The following is a 21,398-nucleotide window of genomic DNA, read 5'->3' on the forward strand; positions in this document are numbered from 1 at the left end:
ACATACTAAGTAACTCACAGCGACCCACGGGTTACTGATGAGTTTAATGATGTCAACTAATCTTTAAGAATTACTTATATGAAACCAATCATTATCGTGGCTGCTCTGGCGGCCGCTCTCTCGGTGCAGGCGCAGGAAGCCGCGAAGACCGATTCGGTCGAGGGCTTCAAGTTCACCGATGTAAAGACTGTGAAGACCGGTCCGGTACGCGACCAGAACAAGTCGGGCACATGCTGGTGCTTCTCAAGCAATTCGTTCTTCGAAAACGAGATCATCCGCAAGGGACACAAGCCCGTGGATCTGTCGGAAATGTTTGTCGTATGGCACACCTACGACGACAAGGCCGACAAATATATACGCACCAACGGCAAGATCAACTTCTCGCAGGGTGGCAGCGGACTCGACGTCCCCTATGTGTGGGCAGCCTACGGCATGATGCCCGAAGAGGCCTACAAGGGACTCAACTACGGCGAGGACAATCACGTGCACGGCGAGCTTGAGTCCGCCATGCAGGGCTATCTTTCGGCTATCAACCGCAAGCCCAACCGCCGGCTCTCCACTGCGTGGCGCAAGGGTCTGCAGGGCATACTCAACGCCTATTTCGGAGAGATCCCCCAGACATTCGAATACGAGGGCAAGACCTACACTCCCCGGACATTCGCACAGTCGCTCGGCATCAATCCCGACGATTACGCCACGTTCACTTCGTTCACCCACCATCCGTTCGACAAGCCCTTCGTGCTTGAGGTTTCCGACAACTGGCTCTCCGGCCAGTATATGAACGTGCCTCTGGCCGATCTCAAGGCTATCGTCGACAACGCTATCGACAAGGGCTACTCCGTGGCTTGGGCTGCCGACGTCAGCGAAGGCGGTTTCAAGTGGAAAGAGGGATTCGCTGTGATGCCTGCCGACAAGGACGAGGCCGATCTTGAAGGCACCGAACTGTCGCGCTGGGTGAAGCTCTCCGATGCTGAAAAGAACCGTGAGAAATACGACGTCAAAGGCCCGGTAAAGGAGATTGAGGTCACTCAGGAGATGCGTCAGGATATGTTCGACCGTCAGGAAACAACCGACGACCACGGAATGGTGATCGTAGGCAAGGCCACCGACCAGAACGGCAATGAATACTACAAGGTGCAGAACTCATGGACCGACAAGCAGAAATACGGCGGCTACTTCTATGTGTCAATGCCCTATTTCCTTGCCAAGACCATGGATATCTACGTCAACAAGGAGGCTGTGCCTGCCGCTATACGCAAGCGCACCGGCATCTGAGCCGCATTACAGCGGAAGACAAACCCGACGGTCCTGTGTCACGATCCGAGATCTGACGCAGGACCGTTGTTTTATGAAACGCGCTCTATCCCGGCGTGGTCGGCATACATCCATTTCTGCCCGCGGTCGCGGTCGTAGACCTTCCGCCCGGCCACGTATGTGGCTCTTATCAGGTTGTCCGGACCGAGCGACGCTATGACAGCCAGTTTCTCGAATACTGTGGCGGCGTATTTCATGCGCCATCCGACGAATTCCGACGGACGTAGATCCACCACGGCCATATCGGCCTCGAAGCCCGGCGCTATGGAGCCTATTGTGTTTTCAAGCCGTAGCGCCTCGGCGCCGCCGCGTGTGGCCATGTAGAAGCTTTTGAGTGCGCTAAGGCCACAGCCGTGCAACATCGCCACCTTGTAGGCCTCGCCGAGCTGCCGAGGAATGGAAAAGCTTGTTCCGCCGCCGGTGTCGGATCCGATTCCGGTTCTGACAGGACGCGATCTCTTCACAGCCTCGCGGTAGTCGAATTCTCCGTCGCCGAGGAATAGGTTGGACGACGGACAGTGGGCCACCCCGCAACCACAGTCATGGAGCGTCTGCCATTCATTCTCGCCCATTATACAGCAGTGGGCCATTACCGTCATCCGGTCAACGAGGCCGAAATGGCGGTAGACATCTGTGTAGTCGGCCATTCCGGGAAACAGTTCCCTCACCCACTCTATCTCGTTCTGCGATTCGTTCAGGTGTGTGTGCAGATACACTCCGGTGTCGATATGCCGCTGATAAAGTTCCCCGGCAAGCTGTAGCTGCCTGGAGGACGAGGTGGGAGCAAACCGGGGTATGACGGCGTAGAGCTGCCGTCCGCGGCGATGCCATTTGTCGAGCAGTTCCCCGGCGACAGCAATCGATTCTTCGGCCGAGGGATCCTTCAGGGCTTCGGGCAGATTGCGGTCCTGGAGCACTTTGCCGCATATCATTCGGGTGTTGTAGCGTTCGCTCTCTTCGAAGAAAGCATTGACCGACGTGGCGTATGTTGTGGCGAACACATTGGCGGTGGTGGTGCCTTGGGAGAGTGTCTGCCTGAAGAATTCCCGTGCCGTCTCGTCGGCCGATTGCTTGTCAGCCATTCGCGACTCTGTAGGGTAGGCATACCGTTCGAGCCAGTCGAGCAGCGTTTCGCCGTATGAGCCGATCATCGGACTCTGTGCGTAATGGGTGTGGCAGTCGACGAAACCGGGCATTACCACGGCGTCGGCATACATGTCGATATCCCTCATCTGCGGATATGCGGGAGCTATGGCGCTGTAGTTGCCTGCATCGACGATATATCCGTCCTGTATCACTATCAGGCCGTCGGCATGATAGTCGTAGCAGCCCTCTGCGTCGTCGTGAAGCGCCGGATTGGCCTTGAATGTCAGTATATGGCCTCTGATGCCTTTGAGCGGGGAGCCGTGGGGATTTACCGGAAGCGGGGCGGTGTGCATGGATATGATGATGTTGTGTTACTGACATTACAAACGCTTCCGGACACCGAAAAGTTGCGCCGGCGACTTTCATCGTTGTTTACGTTACAAGTTTCGACATATCGTCGGCCAGTTCTTCACGGAGCAGCGTTGCGTCGAAGTCCGACGCCCATTTCTCGCGTGCGCCCAGACGCATGCGGCTGTATCGCAGCTGTGAGTCGATATAGGGCATGATACCGCGTATGAACTCCTCCTTTTCAGGATTGGCGGCCAGCAGTATGCCGCAGTCGTCGTCGACCATCTCCGACAGACCGCCGACATCGTTGGCTATGACCGGCACTCCATACATCATTGATTCGCACAGAGCCACCGGGCAGCCTATGCCGTCGTCGGCAAGCAGCAGTGTCCAGTCGATGCTGCCGGTGGCGTAGAGCGCGTGCACGTCGTCGTTGCTCACTGCGCCGAGCAGTTCGGTTGTGAGCCATTTGTTGGGGGTGAGCCGCCCGAGGGTGGCTTTCAGGTCGTCGTAGCACGGGCCGTCGCCTACCACAATCCATTTTATTGGAGTTTCGCGTGCGGTGGCCAGTGCGTCGATATATTCGGCCATCTGGCTGAAGCGTTTCTCCTCGGTGATCGGCCCTACAGTGAGGAAGGTCAGCTGGTTGTGTATTATATGTGGCGACGGAGCGCTATCGCGCCGGTCAACACATCCGAAACGGCGTGTCTCGATGTGCACATGTCGGTCACCCGACAGTCGTCGGCGGATCACGTCGGCCGTCTGGTCGCTCGTGGTGAATATCGCCTTACAGTGTCGTGCGGTGAACAGGCGTAGCTGGCGGTTGCCACGGCGCAGATCGTCGGTGTGGGCGCGGCTCACGATGCGCAGGTGCAGTTTGCGCGATGCGAGAGCAAGACCCGAGGTCAGCGGACTGAGCCTGAAGGTATAGAATATTGTGTTTTGCGATGTGAGGTCGGGGTGTCGCCGTAGCCAGCGCGTGAACCATTGTCCGGCGGCTACGGCCTGGATTGAGTGCGACAGCGCGTGGCGGTTGTCGGTGCCGTGCGTGAGCCAATAGGCCATGTCGGCCGATGCAAGAGCGCTCCACACCGGCAGCCGTCCGTCGTGTCCGGTGGCGTCGGCCAGATCATCGCATATCTCTATGCCGGGTCGGAGATGTTCGTCGCGGACACTGCTGATCCGGTGGCGGGGCATCACTATGATACGGTCGAACCGTGAGGCAAGGGCGTCAAGCCCTGGCTTGACCAGGACGCTTTCAGGGTGCTCACAGTAGGGATAGGCGTCGGTAATGACCACGATGGTCGTCGGTTGTGGTTCGGGGTGATTCACGAATGGTCAGCGGTTGTGGTAGGTGGGGAGGGAATGTCTGGAGAGATGTGCGGTCAGCCAGCGAAATGGATGATGAGAGCGGATGAGATCACCATGTAGATCAGCATGCCGATGATGTCGTTGGTGATGGATATGAAGGGGCCGGTGGCCAGTGCCGGATCTATCTTGAACTTCTCGAGGGTCAGTGGCACGAAAGTGCCGAACACCGAGGCGAAGATCACCACCGACATGAGCGACAGCGACACGGCCATGGTGGTGGAGTAGTGACCCGGGCCGAGTTTCATGACATTGTAGGTCAATACAAGCAGCGATATTATCAGGCCGTTGATCAGGCCTACGCCAAGCTCTTTGAGCAGCTGGCGTCCGGAGCGGCGAAGGTCGAGCGAGCCGTTGGCCAGACCCTGCACGACGATAGCCGACGACTGGGTGCCGACGTTGCCGCCTGTGCCGCCTATGAGCGGTATGAAAAGAGCAAGTGTCGGATCGACCGAGAGGCCTTCCTCGAAGTTGCCGAGTATGAGTGAGTTGCCTATGCCGCCGAGCATTCCTATCAGCAGCCAGGGCAGCCGGGCCTTGGTCTGGGTGAAGATGGTGTCGGAGGTCTCCACGTCGCTCGACAGACCTGATGCCAGCTGATAGTCGCGTTCGGTCGATTCACGCACCTGGTCCATGACGTCGTCGACGGTGATGCGCCCTACGAGGCGTCCGATGGAGTCGACCACCGGCATGGCCACGAGATCGTATTTCTCGAAGTCGATGGCCACGTCGTCGATCGGCGTGTCGGTCTTCACCGATGCCGGGTTCTCCTCCATGACGTGGCGTATCTTCGACACCGACGGGTGGGTGATCAGGGTTTTCAGCGGCAGTATGCCCCGCAGGCGGTAGTCGTTGTCGACCACATAGACGTTGTAGATCGCGTCCATATCCTCGGCCTGCATCCTCATCTGCTTGATGCATTCGGGCATGCTCCAGTTCTCGTTGACCACGATCATCTCGGTGCCCATCAGGCCGCCGGCGGTGTCCTCGTCATATTTCAGCAGGTCAATGATGTCGCCTGCCTGCTCCACGTCGTCGATGTGCGAGAGGATCTTGTCGCGGTCCTCTTCGTCGAGTTCCTGTATGATGTCTACGGCGTCGTCGGTGTCGAGGTTTTCGATAAACTGCCGGGCGATTTCCTCGGCTGGCATCTCCTTGAGCAGCTTGCGGCGGTCGTCCTCGTCAAGCTCCATGAGCACGTCGGCGGCTATCTCGTCGTCGAGCAGCTTGTAGAGAAATTCCTCCTCCTCCAGATCGAGCTGCTGGTAAAGCTCGGCTATGTCGGCCGGGTGTAGGTCGGCCAGCTCCGTGCGGGCGGCCTCCTCGTTGCGCTCGGCTATGATCTGCCTTATGTGTTCCAGATATTCGGGGGTGTATTCTTTCATTGCTTGGGTGCGCGGAGTGAGGATATGAAATTGGTGAGTTCTACAAATTGTCCGACAGTGAGCTGTTCGGGGCGCATCTGACCCATCGGCAGCTCGTCGGCGCCGGTGCCGGCCGGCAGAAGGCCGCGCAGGGAGTTGCGCAGGGTCTTCCGGCGCTGTCCGAAGGCTGTCTTCACCACGGTCTTGAACAGTCGCTCGTCGCATCCCAGATCGGTCACGTCGTTGCGGCGCATGCGTATCACTCCGCTCTGCACTTTGGGCGGCGGGTTGAAAACTCCCGGCTGCACGGTGAAGAGATACTCCACGTCATACCATGCCTGAAGCATAACGCTCAGTATGCCCCGGGTCTTGGTGCCGGCCGGGGCGGCGAGGCGTTCGGCCACTTCGCGCTGAAGCATTCCGGAGCAGCATTTCACCTGGTTGCGGTAGTCGAGCACATGAAAGAATATTTGCGAGGATATGTTGTAGGGGTAGTTGCCGATCACGCAGAAAGGCTGTCCGTCGGGGTAGGTCTGCGCCAGATCGAGTTTCAGGAAGTCGCAGTCGATTATGCGGCCTTCAAGCTCCGGGAAGTGGCTGCGCAGATAATCCACGCTCTCGCCGTCGATCTCGGCCACGCTTATGTCGTGACCCTCGGCCATCAGAAACTGTGTGAGCACTCCCATGCCCGGACCTACCTCCATCACCGGGAGGCCCTTGTAGTCGTCGAGGGTGGCGGCGATGCGCCGTGCTATGTCGAGATCGGTCAGGAAGTGCTGTCCGAGTGCTTTCTTGGGTTTTACCTGTTGGCTCATGGGCTGTGGTGTTTGTTTTGCAAAAATAGTGAAAATTCCCGGCGCCCCGGCATTATGCGGCCGGAAAAATGGGCTGATATGCCGCAACCCCTCTTCGCGGCTTGGCGTTGAGGGGTGTCGTGGTATGGGCGGGGATACCGGTCAGTGGAGCGGTGTCAGCCGTTGACGGCTTCTGTCAGGTTTTTGAACTGAAGGATGTAGTCGTCGGCCTTGGCGGCATCGAGATGTGGCGTGAAGAAGTTGGCGTTTAGCCTGGCGGCTTCGAGGCATGTGCCGGTCACCACCAGAGCGGGCTGCGCCACCGACGACACCATCGGGTCATCAATCGCGGCCAGCGATCCGAGCAGGCGGCTCAGGTCGGCGGCCAGGCGGGCGGTCTGCAGGTTGGCTTCGGCGCATTCGCCGAACAGTGCCTCCTGCTCCTTCTTCTCTTCGGCCACTATGGCGGCGTTGAGCGCCTTGCCGGCGGTGAAGCAGCGGTTGGCTGTAGCTTCGAGCTGCTCTTTGAGAATGCCGAATTGTGTCTGGAGCAGTCTGGTGGCCTGGTCGTCGGCGCAGAGTTTCTCCGACTTTATGGCCGATGACACGGCGAAAAGCCCCATGGCGGCCTGTATGGTGAGCACGGCGGCTGTAGCTTCGCCGGGTATGGTCAGGAGGGTTGCGTGGCTCAGGTGGTCGGTAAACTTCCGGAAGTTGATGTTCTGTATCATGTCAGGTTTTGTTTATGCATGATGGCGGACGTGTGACGCCGCTGGGTCTGCGCCGGGATGTCGGCGCTTGTTATATACAAACGCTGTCTGCGCGGTTAAAGTTGTTTCATGGCTGCAAAAAACGCACAAAAAAAGAGTCGGTATCCATGTCGGATCCGGCTCTCAGTGCCTTAAAAGGATTTTCGCGAGTTGTAATTACTCGGCAACAGCTACAGCAACGGTAGTGTCGGCGGCGATGGTGTCGTTGGTGAGGGTGTCACACACAGCCTCGGTCTCAACGGCAACAACAGCCTCTACGCTGTCAGTGGCAGCAGCCTCAGTCTCAGCGGCATTCTTGTTTCCGCAAGCGAAGAGCGATGCGCTGAATACAACAGCGAGCATCAGAACTAACTTTTTCATTTTCGTTCGATTTATTAATAAAACAATTCTTTAGCTTCAAAAACGCTGCAAAGTTACAGTAAGTTTAGAAACTGACAAACTTTTTTTGCAATTTTTTTTGTGTAAACGGTGCGATTCGTAACGAACGTTAACAGAGTGTATGCCGACCAAGCGACGCTAGGATCTGTCATTCAGTCTTTTGGCGTTCGGAGCGTCGCTCGGCTACTATGGAGTTGGCAAGAGTGACGGCGCGGGTGATATGGTCGCAGATGTTGCGCTGGCCTATCATGCGCTCCACGTTGGCGTGCTCGAGCACGCGGTGCACATTCTCGTTGACGCCCGACAGCACCACGTCGATGCCGTCCTTCTGCGACGACTGGATGAGGATTTCGAGGTTGTGCACGCCGGTGGCGTCGATAAACGGCACCTTGCGCATCCTGATGATTCTCACCAGAGGTTTCTCGGCCATGGAGGTGCGCATCATCTCGTCGAATTTGGTGGCCACGCCAAAGAAGAACGGGCCGTCGATCTCGTAAACTTCCACGCCCTTGGCCACGTCGAGCACCTCGTGGGTGGTCGATTCAGTGCCCTCGGCCACATCGAGCTGGCCTGAATAGGCGCGTATCTGGGTGTTCTCCATCACGCGGCGCAGGAAGAGGATTATGGCCAGCAGCAGGCCGATCTCTATGGCTATCGTGAGGTCGAATATCACGGTGAGCAGGAAGGTGACGGCAAGCACCGTGACGTCGCTCTTGGGATTCTTCAGTATGGATCTGACGGTGCGCCAGCCGCTCATGTTGTACGACACCACGATAAGCACGGCGGCCAGACAGGCCATCGGCACGAGGTTGATCATCGGCATCAGGAAGAGGAATATCAGCAGCAGCACTGCGGCGTGGATGATGCCGGCCACCGGGGTGCGGCCGCCGTTGGTGATGTTGGTCATCGTGCGGGCTATGGCGCCGGTCACGGGGATGCCGCCGAAAAACGGCACTGTGATGTTGGCCAGACCCTGGCCTATCAGCTCGGTGTTGGAGTTGGTGCGCGAGCCGGTGATACCGTCGGCCACGGTCGACGACAGCAGCGACTCTATGGCGCCGAGTATCGCTATGGTGAAGGCCGAGGGGAGCAGGGCGTTGATGGTGGCCATGCTCAGCGTGAAGCCGTGGGGCTGCGGTATGTCGGTGGCGAGGGCGCCGAAGCGGTCGCCGATGGTCTCGATGCTGATGCCGTCGATGCCGTTGATGAAGTAGACGGCCACCGTCATCACTATGATCGATATCAGCGCTCCGGGGAGTTTCTTGGATATGCGGGGGGTGGCTATGATGATCAGCAGAGAGGCTATGCCCACGCCGAGCGTCACCCAGTCGGTCTGCTGCAGGTGGCTCAGATACACGCCCCATTTGGGCAGGAATTCGCTCGGCACGTCGCTGAGTCCGAGTCCGAGGAAGTCGTTGATCTGCGTCGAGAAGATGGTCAGCGCTATGCCGGCTGTGAAGCCCACAACTATGGGATAGGGGATGAATTTTATCACCGTGCCGAGGTGAAACAGTCCGAGCATCACCAGTATAAGGCCGGCCATGACGGTGGCTATCGCCAGCCCCTCAAGGCCATATTCGGCTATGATGCCGTAGACGATCACTATGAAAGCGCCCGTGGGGCCGCCTATCTGCACTGTGCAGCCGCCGAGAGCCGACACCAGGAAGCCGCCTATTATCGCGGTGATGAGGCCTGTCGTGGGGCTTACGCCGCTCGCTATGCCGAAGGCTATGGCCAGCGGCAGGGCCACGATGCCTGTGACGATGCCGGCCACGAGGTCGGCCTTGAAACGTTTCGACGAGTAGTCGCGGAGAGAGGAGATCAGCTTTGGTCGGAAATCGACCGGTCCGGAAAGATTCATGCTGGACGTTTGTAGGTTAGTGTGGCGTGATTGCCTGTCTTTATTTTTTTTGAAGCGGCAAAGGTAATGATTTTTTAACGGATAGTGACGTTCTGTAACATCATTGCTACATGTCGCTGTCACGCCGCCGTATATCAGCCACCGGGTAGAGCGCGCTCTAAACAAACCATGAGGCACAGCGCCGCCGGCGCTGTGCCTCATGAGATGATTATGTCGCAGGCAGTTTAGTCTACTTCACGCACCGGGCGTATCTGGCGGCCGGAATTGTTGTAATCGTTGCCGGTCGATCTGTGTCCCAGATGTGTCGACTTGGTCTCGGTGGGACCCATGCCGTTGATGCCTCCGGCAGATGCGCCTTTTATGAACATGCCCGTGATGTTGTAGTACGAGCTTAGCCATCCTTTGTGTTTAAGGGTGGATTCGGGCACTGATATGTCGGCCTCCCACAGCGTGCATGAGCGGTTCATGAACGTGCTCAAGTAGGGTATACAGTAGACGTTCGACGATTTGTCCCAGGTGCTCTCTCCGGCCAGTGGCGACAGGAAGGGCATGGCGGGGAGCGACACCGTGTGGTCGTCGTCGGTCAGGCCGCGTATCTTCGAGTCATAGTCTTTATAGAATGTGTAGCCGTAGCATAGATGGCTCTTGAGCTGCATGTATTGGGTCGACACATAGCCGTAGCTGTCGTCGATGCTGTTGTAGCTAAGTGAATTGGTGATGTTGAGATACTCCATGGCTCGGGCCGGTGGCACGGTGAAGAGCGGCGGGCACGGGTCGTAGATGGTCTTCACCACGTTGTGGACCGCTCCGCCTGCGGCGCCGTTCTCTCCGCGCTTGTCGAGATAGGTGTCGCTGTTCTGGCCTATGCACCACAGCTCTTTGTGGAACACCATCTGGCCTCCCGACATGGCGGTTTCAAGCAGGGCGTTGCCGGGTGTGCCCGTCGTGCCTAACACAGGCAGGCCTGTGCTTCCGTCCACTCCGGTGGTGTTGACGATCTGCACGGGATTGTTTGTGATTGTTGTGCCGGGGCCGATCCACCATGTCATGCCGCGCGTCTGTGAGTGAGTCGCGCCGGGATTGTCTGCGTTGTAGGCAAACGGTATGGCCCACGGCAGCTGAATGGCCCACTCCAGTTTCATCTGTGTGTAGAAATAATATCCGTCCTTGAGACGATACTCTTTCGATCCGTCGAGCCGGCTCGTCAGCTTTTCGTTGTCGAATGTGCGGCGCAGGCTGTAGGTGGCTCCGTAGTAGGTGTTGTCGAGCAGCAGAGCTTTGTCGAAGGGGGTATGCACCATTTTCATCAGCGGATCCTTGCGTCCCCAGTTGTAGAAGGGGGCGGCGCCGGTCTTGGTGGCTTCGTAGGGATCCTGCTCTATGTAGTAGTAGTTGGGGGTGGTGCGGGTGATGGTGTGTCCCTCGTGGCGGTGTGACTGTACTGGACGCCACATCACGCGGCGCGGCGTCTTTCCGTCGCCGGCGTCGCCTTGGTCCGGACGATGCCAGCCGAGGTTGAAGCGCATCATGTCGAAGCGTTCGTCCTTGTTCCAGCCGTTTCCGGTAGGCACTTTCACGCTGACGGTGCCTTTGTCGGCATACGGATCGTAGTCGGTGGTCCAGATGTGCCAGCTCCAGAGGATGGTGCCGTTGCCGTCGCGCACACACACTATGGAGTTGCCCTGGTCTATATAGGTCGGGTCGACGTAGATGGTCAGGTAGTCCTGGTCGATCTTCACTAATTGCACGGCATATTGGGCGTTCGACGTCACGATCGCGGCGTCGGCTATCGTCGGAAGTTTCTCCGAGGAGAGTATCTGCCCGTTGGAGCCTACAAACTGCGGATAGCCCGTGGTGCCGTTCTGCTCGGTCCATGCGGTGGTGTTCGGTGTGCCGTTTTTCAGGCCGTTGCCGTAGACCATCGGGAATTTGTAGTAGCCCGGCTGGTTGATGATATAGCAGTTGGCTGAATTTTCGGCTGTTCCGGCATGTTTCATGGAGTTGTACACGGCGAGGTTCACCGGATTCTCAAGCGTGGCTTCAGCCAGTGGCTCCACCATCATCTCCGATCGGCCTCCCCACAGCTGGGCGCCGTAGCGCATCACGTCGACATGTCCGTGACACACCTTGTCCTCAATGAAATCCAACGGTGTTCCGAAGGGATCTGTGGTGCCGTCCTTGTAGCGGTATTCTCTCGGATATTCGCCGTGAAGGTCGTCGCCCGGTTTGTTCGGGTCCGGTTCGGGACGGTCGTAGGTCACGTTGACCCAGTAGGGGTGCTCGATGACTTGACCTGTCTGCGCGTCGTAGAATTCCGGCTCCCACGGACAGGGGATGATCTTCTGTATGTTGGTGGTGCCGCGCTCGTAATATATGGCGTAGCTTACCACAGTTTTGTTGTCATAGCCGCCCGGATAGGGGTAGACTCCTCCGGCCTTGACGAGCTTGAGCACATACTCTATTTCCCAGGTGCTAATGATGTAGGTGATCATTTCTCCCTGGTGCCATTCGTCGGGATCCTTGTCGGGGTCAAAATTGTCGGATGTGCCTCTGCAGTCGATATGCGCGAAATGGGTCTCAGGCTCCTGTCCCTCCTCCTGAAAGGTCACCTCCATGATGGCGTCGCGGGTAAGCACCTGAGGCATCACAAGCATGAGATATTCGAAGTCGATTATCTCCCAGCGGCACTGGTCGCCGTCGAGTTCGTTGGGGAGCGGCTTGTCAAGCAGACCGCCGTTTTCGTGGGTGAATTCGTATTCCACATACTCCTTCTCCGTGTCCACATCCCATGTGCCTTTCAGCACATCGTTGTCATCGCTCGATGTGGCCAGATTGTCGGGTTTCTTTGTCCAGGTATACCGTCCGTGGTCGCGCACTCCCTTGATTTTGATGCTGGTGATGCACGTGCCCATGTAGTAGTCGTCGATCAGTATGCGCACGCCGGTCAGCAGGTGGTTGAACTTCAGCGGCACCGTGCGGGTGTAGTCGCCGGGACAGGTGACGGCCGTGGCGCTCAGATCCTGCTGCTCTTTCGGATCGCTTGGCACGAGGTAGTCGAGTTCGGGTGTGTCCATGTTGCCCCGTTTCTGGTCGGGATCGAGTATCATTGGATATTTCTGCCGGTCGGCGTCGGGGGTGCGCACGGCTATGTCGTAGGGTGCGTAGGCGAAGAATCTCACTCGGTTGGCCACGCCTACCATCTGGGTCCAGTAGAAGGTGGTGTCAGTGGTCCAGAAGCCTGTGCCGGTGGCGTCGGTGATGGTTTTGTTATAGCTCACCTTGGAGTCATACATCAGCTCCACCTTATGGTTGTGGTCGCGGTGTTCGTCGAAGCACTCCATGTCCACCAACTCCTCGTAGTTCTGGGCGCAGGTGGTGTAACAGTAGGCTGTGACGCTTATGTCCTTGTAGCGCTCGGTGACGTTGCGGTCGTCGACCGAGTATCCGCGCGAGCCTTTCCCGGCGGCCGAGTATTTCGCTGCTATCTTCTCGTAGCGTTTCATCAGCTTCTCGGTCATCGGCTCGGCCTTCATGGTCACGCGGCCCACGGTCTGCGAGTCGTCCGACGACAGCAGCGGCATTACCGCCGTGCGCGTTTCGTCAATGGTGATGATATGGTCGTTCTCCACTTTGTGGTATGATCCCGGGTCACCTTTGCCGTCGCCGTCGATGTCGTAGTAGGGTCGTGAGGTGCTGTCGCTCGGAGTAGATACGTCGGGGGCAGCGCCGACGGTCACGAAGTCGCGCTTGAACAGGCGGTTGTCTACGCGGTTGAGCTTTATGATGTCCCAGTTCTTTTCCAATGTGGGATTGTCCCACTCGAATGCGTCCCAATAGGCTGACGTGCCTGGAGTGAGATGTTCGCGCCAGTCGGGCTCGAGCCAGTCGGGTTTGGCGCGGCTTGTCGACCATTCGTTGACCTCCGGGAGGTTGAAGCGCAGCTGATCCGTAGGCTCCTCACCGGGTGCGGGCCGATAGATCTCTTCGTCGCTGCATGATGTCAGGGCTATGCCGGCGGTCAGAGTCAGAGCCAGTGCTGTGTTGCAGATATGTCGTATTCTCATTGATGTTGTAGAAATGCGATATGTCTTAAAATATACTTTTAGATCTTCACTTTGTGGGGCTGCGGGGTCAGCACCAGATATATCCGGGTGGGATCGGCCTTTATTTTTACCGTCGCGCCGGTGGAGCGTACGCTCGTCAGCAGGCGTCCTTCGATGGTGTAGACTCTCACCTGGCGTCCGGCCGCGAGGCCGCTGACGATGATGTCGGTGCCGTCGGTGGTTACCTCCACATTGTCGCCGTCGCTGTCATCGCCCACGCCGTCGATGCCGCTCGGCAGATCGGGGAATTCCGGATCGCCCCACTCCTCCGGATTGTCGGGATTGTCGGGATTGTCAGGATTGTCAGGGTCGTCTGGATCGTCTGGATCGTCGGGCTGCTCCTCGCCGGCGTTCTCCACCACGTGGATGCTTGCGGTGCCACGTGCGTTGGAGCCGTCGATGGCGGTGCATGTGATGATGGCATTGCCGAGCTTGGCGAGGGTCACGTTGCCGTAGGCGTCTACTGTGGCCACCGATTCGTTGTCAGAAGCCCATGCCACTCTCTTGTCGGTGGCGTTCTGTGGCTTGAACACTGGGGCGAGAGCCACCGTTGAGCCGGGCTGACCCGAATGCTGGCGGGGTGTGACGCTGAGCTGTATGGTGCGTACCGGCGTCACTCTGACGCTGAATGTCTTGCTGACGTTGGAGCCGTCGGCCACGCTTACGGTGATCATGGCTCGACCTGCTCCTACGAAGCACACCTGGCCGAGTTCGTTGATAGTGGCCACCGATTCGTCCGACGAGGTCATTGTCAGGCGTTTTGCAGCCACGAGTTCATTGAGGTTGATCGTGGCGTCGTCGGGGGCTATGGTGGCGTTGACGTTCATCCGTCCGCCCACGAAGCCTACCGCTCCAACGATCGAGAGGGTGTTGATCTCCATGGCCTTTGCCAGACGGCGCACGTCGACTGTCAGGCGGTATTCGGCGCCGCGTCCCTCGGGGTCGTAGGCTCTCACTACGGTCTTGCCCTGTTTCTGCTTGATGCGGATCACGGCGCGGCAGTCGATCTTGTCGTCGGAGTCAACTGCCGATGTGGCAGCGGTTGATGCCGTCATGCGGGCTGTGCTTGCCTTGACACTGTAGGTTGATGCTATGCCGGGGAGATCGGGTAATTCCGGATCGGGATCCGGTTCCGGATCAGGCTCGGGCTGCGGATTGGGGTCGACCTCGTTGCCGTCATCGTCGAGGGCGGCGAGGCTGACAAGCTCCTCATCCTCCACCTCCCACTTGACGTAGCGGTCGGTGGCGTCCTTGTCGATGCGCACGTTCAGCTCTATGCGGTCGGTGTGCTCGTCGTCCACCACAAGGGTGTGCTCTTCATCAGCTCCGGGAAGGTCGGGAGCCGGCGGCTGTGGCACCTCGATGTCGATATCCTTCATCTCGGTCTTGACGCGGATCGGATAGCGGGCTGTGAAGTCGTTGCCGTCCAGCATCCTGATGCCTTTGATGTTAAGCACGAGCAGTTCGTATTCATAGTCCTCTCTGTCGCCGGGGGCATATCCGTGAAGGCAGTCGATCACCATGTTTTCCGGATCGTAGGCGGGCTGGGCGTCGTCGCCGGTCGTGGTGAAATTTGTGGCGAATGTCGGGTTCTCGGCCTCGCACGTACTGCTCCATGTCTGTTCCGACAGGGCCGGTTCCAGAACTCCTTCGGGATAGAGCACGCGCTTGAGGCGTACCTTGTTGCCGGTCCACTCGTATATGCCGCAGTCGTCGTCCGACGTGGTGCCGGGTGCGCCGAGGGGTTTGATCTCGAAGAGTTCTTTGCCCTCATCGTCCACTACCATCAGTTTTACCGTCTGTATCAGTTCGCACACTTCTATGGTCGCTTCCTCGTCGACGCCGCTGAGCGGGTCGTCACTGTGGCAGACTATTGTGGCCTTGCCGGTCTTGAGGCCTTTGAATTCGCCGGTTTCACGATCTATCTCCAGCACATCGGGGTTCAGTGACTGCCAGTGGATCTTCGGGTTGGTCGGCGTCATGCCGTTGTAGCCAAGCAGACGCGCCGTGGCTGTGGCTGTGGCTCCTGGGCGTATCGACGGGGGAGCGCTGATGATGATGCGCTCCACGGGCACACCCTCTACGGTGCTGACCGTGATCGTGTCGCTCGCGCGGGTGACATCGAGCCAGGTCAGTATCACCTGATGCTCGCCGACGTTCTTGTACTTGACGTCGATACTAATGTTGGAATGGGCTATGATATTGCCGGCCAGCACTTCGTCAAGGTCGGAGTACTCGATGGTGAAACGTCGTCCGGTCTCGCCGCCTACTCCCACCGATGAGCCGCTTACGGTGCCGTTGAAGGGAGGAGATGTGGGGCTCCCCGGCTCGGCCGGGTAGATGAAGTCGAAGGTGACGGCGTCGGTCGGGAGCTCCTGTATGGAGTATTTCAGCGGTATCCGCTGCCCGGCGTAAGCAGTCAGTTTCTTGTCTTTTTCAGTGAACGACAGTTTGAATGACTTCATCCTTGTTGCCAGATGGGGGAAGGCTTTCTTATAGGCCTCCTCCGAGCCTTCCGGCACTTTCACGTTAGTTGCTTCGATACTACACCCCTCTTTCAGTGTGGGTGGCTCTTTTGACTGGAATGCCAGTATGGTGTAATCTTTGCTGTCGGTTGAAATAAGTTTTATATCACAGTTGATCTGTTTTACATTTTTGCCGATGCCGACAGACTTGAGGTTGTTGCAGCCGTCGAATGTCGCTTCGGGTATCACCTCCACGCCGTCGCCGATGATCATGCTCGTCATGGCGGTGCAGCCACGGAATAGGCCTTTGCCTATCTTCTTGACCGTGTTGGGGATGATGGTGTTGTGTGCGTTGGTTTCGATGCCCACGAAGTCTTTTGCCTCGGCAAAGGCATAGTCGCCGATCTCCTCCACCCCTTCTGGTATGTCGATGTGGGCTATATTGCTGTTGGCGAAGGCTCCGGCGCTGATGGCTCTCACTGCATATTTCGAGTCACCGACCTCGATTGTGGCCGGGATGTCGAGCTGGAAGCGGTAGGTCGACTTATAATATTGTCCTGATGGATTTTTCAGGGTTTCTATCCATTCGCTCACCTTGCGGGTGACCGTAGTGGCCAGATGCGGCGCTACCAGCTGCCGGTTGGTGTAGCCGGGATATGCAAAGGTATATGGGGTATTGTATGGTTTTTCATCCGGAAGCGGGAGTGTCGCCCCATCGTTTCCGATCAGCTCGGCGATCCGCTCCTGTGTGGCTCCGGGGAATGTGATCATGGCTCCGGGTATTTCGCCTTCAGGAGCCTCGATGGGCAGGAAACTGAAGTCGACCGCGGTGCGTGTGATGTTGCCCATGACTATGTCGCCGTCTTTTACGGGAAAGTGATACTTCCATGTGCGCGACGGAATAGCCGTTCCCTCTTTTCTGACCGACAGCTCGAATGTGGCTTCGGGATAGCCCGAATAGGGGTCGTTGAGGCGGCAGGTAATGGTGACGTTGCCCACTTTGTGAGCTGTGACAACTCCGACAGGGGCTACTGTGGCTACGCTCTCGTCGCTCGAAGTGAACTGATACTTGTCTCTGTATGAGGTGTGGTCTTGATCGTTGATGTTGCCCGGCTGTCTGATGACCGTGAGTATGCATTGGTCTCCAGGTTTGACGAAATTGCCCTTATTGGATATAAGAGATATTCCGGTCACCTTTTTGCCATCCTTCACGTGCACCGGCAGTGTGATCTCCTGCTCGGAGCCGTCGTTGGCGCGAAGCAGTATGCTGAATGGCTTGGCGCCGTTGTTCGGACTGGGGTTGAGGAATTTTATGCTTGTGTATGTGTCGAAGTTGCCGCCGGCTATGTTGGGGCCTATGGCGCGGGCGTCGGAGGGCCATTCGTCTGTAATCACCGGAGTCCAGCCGGGCGCTTTGTCCTTGTCGGCATATCGGTTGAACGTTATGCCATTGACCTTCGGATAGGGGTAATGACCGGCGATGCCGGTGCCCCACTGTCGGTCGGGATCGCTTATGCTCTTGATGTCGACATCAGCCCGTCCGGTAGTGTTGGTGAATAAATACATCTCCTCTGGCGACACGTTGAAGTGCAGCGCATGGGCTTCGGAGAAGGTTTTGCCTGCGCCGGCCTCCGGGGCTTCGTTGCCCTCGATGTAATACACCACCGGTGCGGTGGTGAGGGTGTTGGCCGTTACACCTCGGTTGAATGCCGGCACCTTTGCCGAGCGTATGATGATAGTGTCGCACTTGATCGCGCAGTTCACCTCCTTGACCGATTTGCCGAGAGTGAGCCGGGTCAGCGAAGTGCATCCGTCGAAAGTTTCTTCGGGTATCACCTCCACGCTGTCGCCTATGATCATGCTGCTCATTTTTTCGCACCCTTTGAACACGCCGCGACCGATCTTTTTGACGGTCTTTGGTACAACACGGTCGTGTGAGCCGGGGAATATGCCTCGGAATTCCTTGCAGTTGAGGAAGGCATAGTCGCCGATCTCTTCGATCTGAGGTCGCTTGAGCTGCGCTTCAAAGTCGTCGTAGAAGCTGATGTAGCGTATGTTGCTGCCTGCAAAGGCGTGGTTGCCGATTCGGTTTGCCCTGTAAAGTGTGGCTTGCTGAATTCCGTCAGGGTTCTCCACGGCAGTGTATGGCATGGTTTCGATATAGAGCGAGCTGCGGAATGCTTCAAGATAATTGGTCGTGGTGCTTGAATGGCGCAGCAGGAAGTTGGTTATGGTGGACGTGTAGAAGCAGAAGTCGCCGAGCGTCCCGTCGGCCTTGACTGTCCTTACCGGTTCATGACCCGGAAAATCGAATTCATAGGGGGTGGCAGGTATCTGTTCGTTGTTGTCAAACGTATCGTGGCGGTTGGCGCCCGGATATGTTATCTCGGCCGTGCCGTCGGAGTTGAAGAAGTAGTAGAAATCGGTGCTGACAGTGCGTTTTTTGATGCTTTTGGCGTCGATGTTGTTGCCGTTCATGCTTACGGTGTATGGTGCTGTCGGAACGGTCTGTTTGACGGTATACTTCACGGCGTTGCCGTCGTCGACTCTGACAGTGAGGATGGCCGCCACGCTGTAACAGGCCGGATCGGCGCTCGTAGCGCGTATCGTCGCGAAGCCCGCTTTGAGCGGGTGTACGGTGCCGTCGGCGTCTATGGTGAGCATGTCGGGGGTATCGCAGCTCCACAACACGTCGGTGCGACTCGGTACGAGCGGCTGCTGCGAATCGGCACTGCCCTCATATATACACGAGGCGGTGTATTTCATAGTTGTGCCGCCGATCTCCACGGTGAGTGGTCCGTCTATGGTGATTTTTGTCACGGGGACGCCCTCGATCACCTTTACCGGCCAGGTGTAGGAGGCCTCGGTGGCGTCGACGCCGGTGACGGTCACGCTCTGGTCGCCAAGTGTGCGCATGGCTATCTTGAAGGTGCCTTTGCGGGTGTCGCGGTTGTATTCGAGCCCTTCGGCAAACAGATAGGCCGCGTCATCGGAGAAATCCACACGGTAGGGCGGGGCGATCAGGTCGTTGCTCTGTTTGTCGCCGGCAAACTGGTTGTGGGCGAATACAAGTGTCACCTCACGGTACGGCTCAATACCGCCTCCGTAGTTTATGCCCGGATAGCCGAACATGTGGTGAACCTGTGTATTGGTCCATTCGTTGGCCGAGGTCATGGTGAAGTTGACCGGATGGAAATGGCCTTTGTAGAAGATCAGGCTCTCACGCTCCGGTACGATGCTGTAGGTGTTTGCATTCCATGAGGCTGGAAAGGCTGCGGCGTAGCGCTCGTCGACCCATACTTTGGTCCACGATTCAAACCCGTCCTTGAGCATTTCGGGCTTTCTGGCTCCTTTGAACGCTATGCGGTATAGTCTGGGCGGTATTAGGCACGATATGCGTTCGACGTTTCGGCCAAGGGTCAGACGCTTCATGTTGGTGCAACCGTCGAACGTTTCTTCAGGCAGCACCCTGACGCCGTCACCTATGCTCATGCGATCCATTGTAGTGCACCCTTTGAACACTCCGCGTCCGAGCGATGTCACCGAGCCTGGCACCACCTCGTAGGCCGAGGCTGCGTCTGGAAGACCGGCGAAATCCACACAGTCGGCAAAAGCGTAGTCGCCGATGGAGGTGACTGTCGAGGGTACATGCACAGTCACTATGTTGCTGCCAGCAAAGGCGCTGTCGCCGATGGCGGTGACGGTATAGGTCTGCCCTTCGTGCTCGAATGTTGATGGCACACGTATGGCCGACATCATCCACGAGTCGTTGCGTAGGGGTGAGTCGGGATCAAGGTGATGGTAGTCGCGGTCGATCATCGGCGTCCATAGGGCGTAGAAGTTGCGGGTGTACGACGTGTATGGGCCTCCGTTGGCATCGCCGCTGTATTTCTCGAAGTGGTATCGGCCGTTGAGGCGATAGCTGTCGTCGGTGGCTTCCGGATCGGCCACCGGATGGGTAAGCGTGGCTGTGCGGTCTGTCGGATTGAGGATGAAACTCCAGGTTATGTTCATTGCGTCGGACTGAAACGCCCCCATTTTGGCACTCAAAGGATAGTGTTGTGTCAAAGTCACGGTGGTGACGTCCTTTGCCGGGACGGGCAATGGTTCGGCCTGAGCCGAGGCCATAGTGGCCGTCAGCGCACAGCATACCGTTACGATGGTGTTTTTGAAATCTATCACTGTATATACAAAATCCCTGATGGTTTATTATTCTGCAAAATTATATCTTATTATCAAACGTCAAGCGAAAAAATCACTTTTGTTAGTAATGTTTAACAATGGTGATAGCCGTCGGCGGTGATTTTCGATTTTGCGGCACCTGATTTCCGGCATTATGATTTGCTCACAGGCTAAATGCCGATGCGTGGTGCGGCACATGCCGAATGGGCTCTCTCCGATAGTTGTGGATGATGTTATGGACGGTTTATGACGATTATATGAAAAATTTTTCGCAATTTTGCAGCGAAAATAGAAAAAACACCATACCATATAGTTGACATGGAATTTACAGCCGGTCAGATAGCTGCTCTCGCGGAAGGAGTCGTGGAGGGTGATGAATCTGTAAAAATCAATACATTCGCCAAGATAGAGGAGGGCCGTCAGGGCGCCATCTCGTTCCTGGCCAATCCCAAATATACACCTTATATATACGAGACTCTTTCGTCGGCCGTGCTCGTGAGCCGCGATTTCGTCGCCGAAAAGCCCGTCAAGGCCACTCTGATAAGGGTCGACGATCCATACGCCACGGTTGCGCGCCTGCTCGCGATGGTGGATCAGCTGATGAATCCTCCCCGCCGCGGGGTGGAGCAGCCATGCTTCATAGCCGAGGGAGTTGAGGTGCCCGACGATGTCTACATCGGCGCGTTCGCTTATATCGGCGCCGGAGCGAAGATAGGGAGCGGCGCACAGATCTATCCGCAGGCCTATGTCGGCGACGGAGTGAGCGTTGGCGACGGCACGATCATATATGCCGGAGCTAAAATCTACCGCGGATGTCGCATCGGCAAGCGCTGCATCATCCATTCGGGAGCGGTGATAGGAGCCGACGGCTTCGGATTCGCCCCCACCGACCATGGCTACGAAAAGATACCGCAGACCGGCAATGTGGATATTGCCGACGATGTGGAGATCGGTGCCAACACCACCATTGACCGCGCCATGATGGGATCGACCCGCATCTGCCGCGGAGTCAAGCTCGACAATCTCATACAGATAGCCCACAACTGCGAGGTGGGTGCCGACACGGTAATGGCCGCGCAGGGCGGCGTGGCCGGTTCGACCAAGCTCGGAGAGCGTTGCATGGTCGGAGGTCAGGTGGGGCTTGCCGGTCACATACATATCGGCGACGAGGTGCATATAGGAGCCCAGAGCGGCATCAACAAGGATGTCGCAGCCGGATCAAGACTCTTCGGCTATCCGGCCACCGACGTTGTCAGCTACGGACGTCAGGCTCTCGCCATACGAAAGCTTCCGACGCTCTACAAGCGCGTCGACGAGATAGAACGGCTTATCAAGGATAATAAATAAGACAATCATACACACATT

Annotated in this window: 11 protein-coding genes; 2 read left to right on the plus strand and 9 right to left on the minus strand. The window is 57.3% G+C overall.

Annotation, left to right across the window (positions count from 1 at the left end; all coding sequences use genetic code 11):
• Window positions 1-78: 78 nt before the first annotated feature.
• Window positions 79-1,275 (plus strand): C1 family peptidase, encoded by a 1,197-nt coding sequence (locus NF347_RS01095; RefSeq protein WP_107035168.1) that lies wholly within the window; start codon window positions 79-81, stop codon window positions 1,273-1,275.
• Window positions 1,276-1,346: 71 nt separating this feature from the next.
• Here the strand turns inward: NF347_RS01095 and guaD are convergent, their stop codons facing one another.
• The 9 genes from guaD to NF347_RS01140 form a co-directional block, all read right to left on the minus strand.
• Window positions 1,347-2,753, minus strand: a complete 1,407-nt coding sequence (gene guaD / locus NF347_RS01100; RefSeq protein ID WP_107681421.1) for a guanine deaminase — start codon at window positions 2,751-2,753, stop codon at window positions 1,347-1,349.
• 79 nt (window positions 2,754-2,832) lie between these two features.
• Window positions 2,833-4,080: a glycosyltransferase gene (locus NF347_RS01105; RefSeq protein WP_133165442.1), complete on the minus strand. Its 1,248-nt coding sequence runs from the start codon at window positions 4,078-4,080 to the stop codon at window positions 2,833-2,835.
• 53 nt (window positions 4,081-4,133) lie between these two features.
• Entirely contained in the window at window positions 4,134-5,501 is a 1,368-nt protein-coding gene (gene mgtE / locus NF347_RS01110) for a magnesium transporter (RefSeq protein ID WP_107035165.1), read from the minus strand.
• A complete protein-coding gene (rsmA, locus tag NF347_RS01115) occupies window positions 5,498-6,295 on the minus strand; it encodes a 16S rRNA (adenine(1518)-N(6)/adenine(1519)-N(6))-dimethyltransferase RsmA (RefSeq protein ID WP_107035164.1) in 798 nt (265 codons plus the stop codon). Before rsmA ends, mgtE begins: the two co-directional genes overlap by 4 nt.
• Before the next feature lie 155 nt (window positions 6,296-6,450).
• A complete protein-coding gene (locus tag NF347_RS01120; protein ID WP_107035163.1) occupies window positions 6,451-7,005 on the minus strand; it encodes a hypothetical protein in 555 nt (184 codons plus the stop codon).
• A 195-nt stretch (window positions 7,006-7,200) separates the two neighbouring features.
• Window positions 7,201-7,404 (minus strand): hypothetical protein, encoded by a 204-nt coding sequence (locus NF347_RS01125; RefSeq protein ID WP_107035162.1) that lies wholly within the window; start codon window positions 7,402-7,404, stop codon window positions 7,201-7,203.
• Window positions 7,405-7,570: 166 nt separating this feature from the next.
• The gene (locus NF347_RS01130) at window positions 7,571-9,283 is read right to left on the minus strand and encodes a SulP family inorganic anion transporter (RefSeq protein ID WP_107035161.1); all 1,713 of its coding nucleotides are present in this window, start codon (window positions 9,281-9,283) and stop codon (window positions 7,571-7,573) included.
• A 224-nt stretch (window positions 9,284-9,507) separates the two neighbouring features.
• The gene (locus NF347_RS01135) at window positions 9,508-13,347 is read right to left on the minus strand and encodes a fimbrillin family protein (protein WP_107681419.1); all 3,840 of its coding nucleotides are present in this window, start codon (window positions 13,345-13,347) and stop codon (window positions 9,508-9,510) included.
• A gap of 38 nt (window positions 13,348-13,385) precedes the next feature.
• Window positions 13,386-20,033, minus strand: coding sequence for a leucine-rich repeat protein (locus NF347_RS01140; RefSeq protein WP_107035159.1), 6,648 nt, complete (start codon window positions 20,031-20,033; stop codon window positions 13,386-13,388).
• 318 nt (window positions 20,034-20,351) lie between these two features.
• Here NF347_RS01140 and lpxD point away from each other — a divergent pair, with 318 nt between their 5' ends.
• On the plus strand, window positions 20,352-21,380 hold the full coding sequence (lpxD, locus tag NF347_RS01145) for a UDP-3-O-(3-hydroxymyristoyl)glucosamine N-acyltransferase (RefSeq protein WP_107035158.1): 1,029 nt from the start codon (window positions 20,352-20,354) through the stop codon (window positions 21,378-21,380).
• The last annotated feature ends 18 nt before the right edge of the window (window positions 21,381-21,398 follow it).

Origin of the sequence: Paramuribaculum intestinale (assembly GCF_030759015.1) — a bacterium.
GTDB lineage: Bacteria > Bacteroidota > Bacteroidia > Bacteroidales > Muribaculaceae > Paramuribaculum > Paramuribaculum intestinale.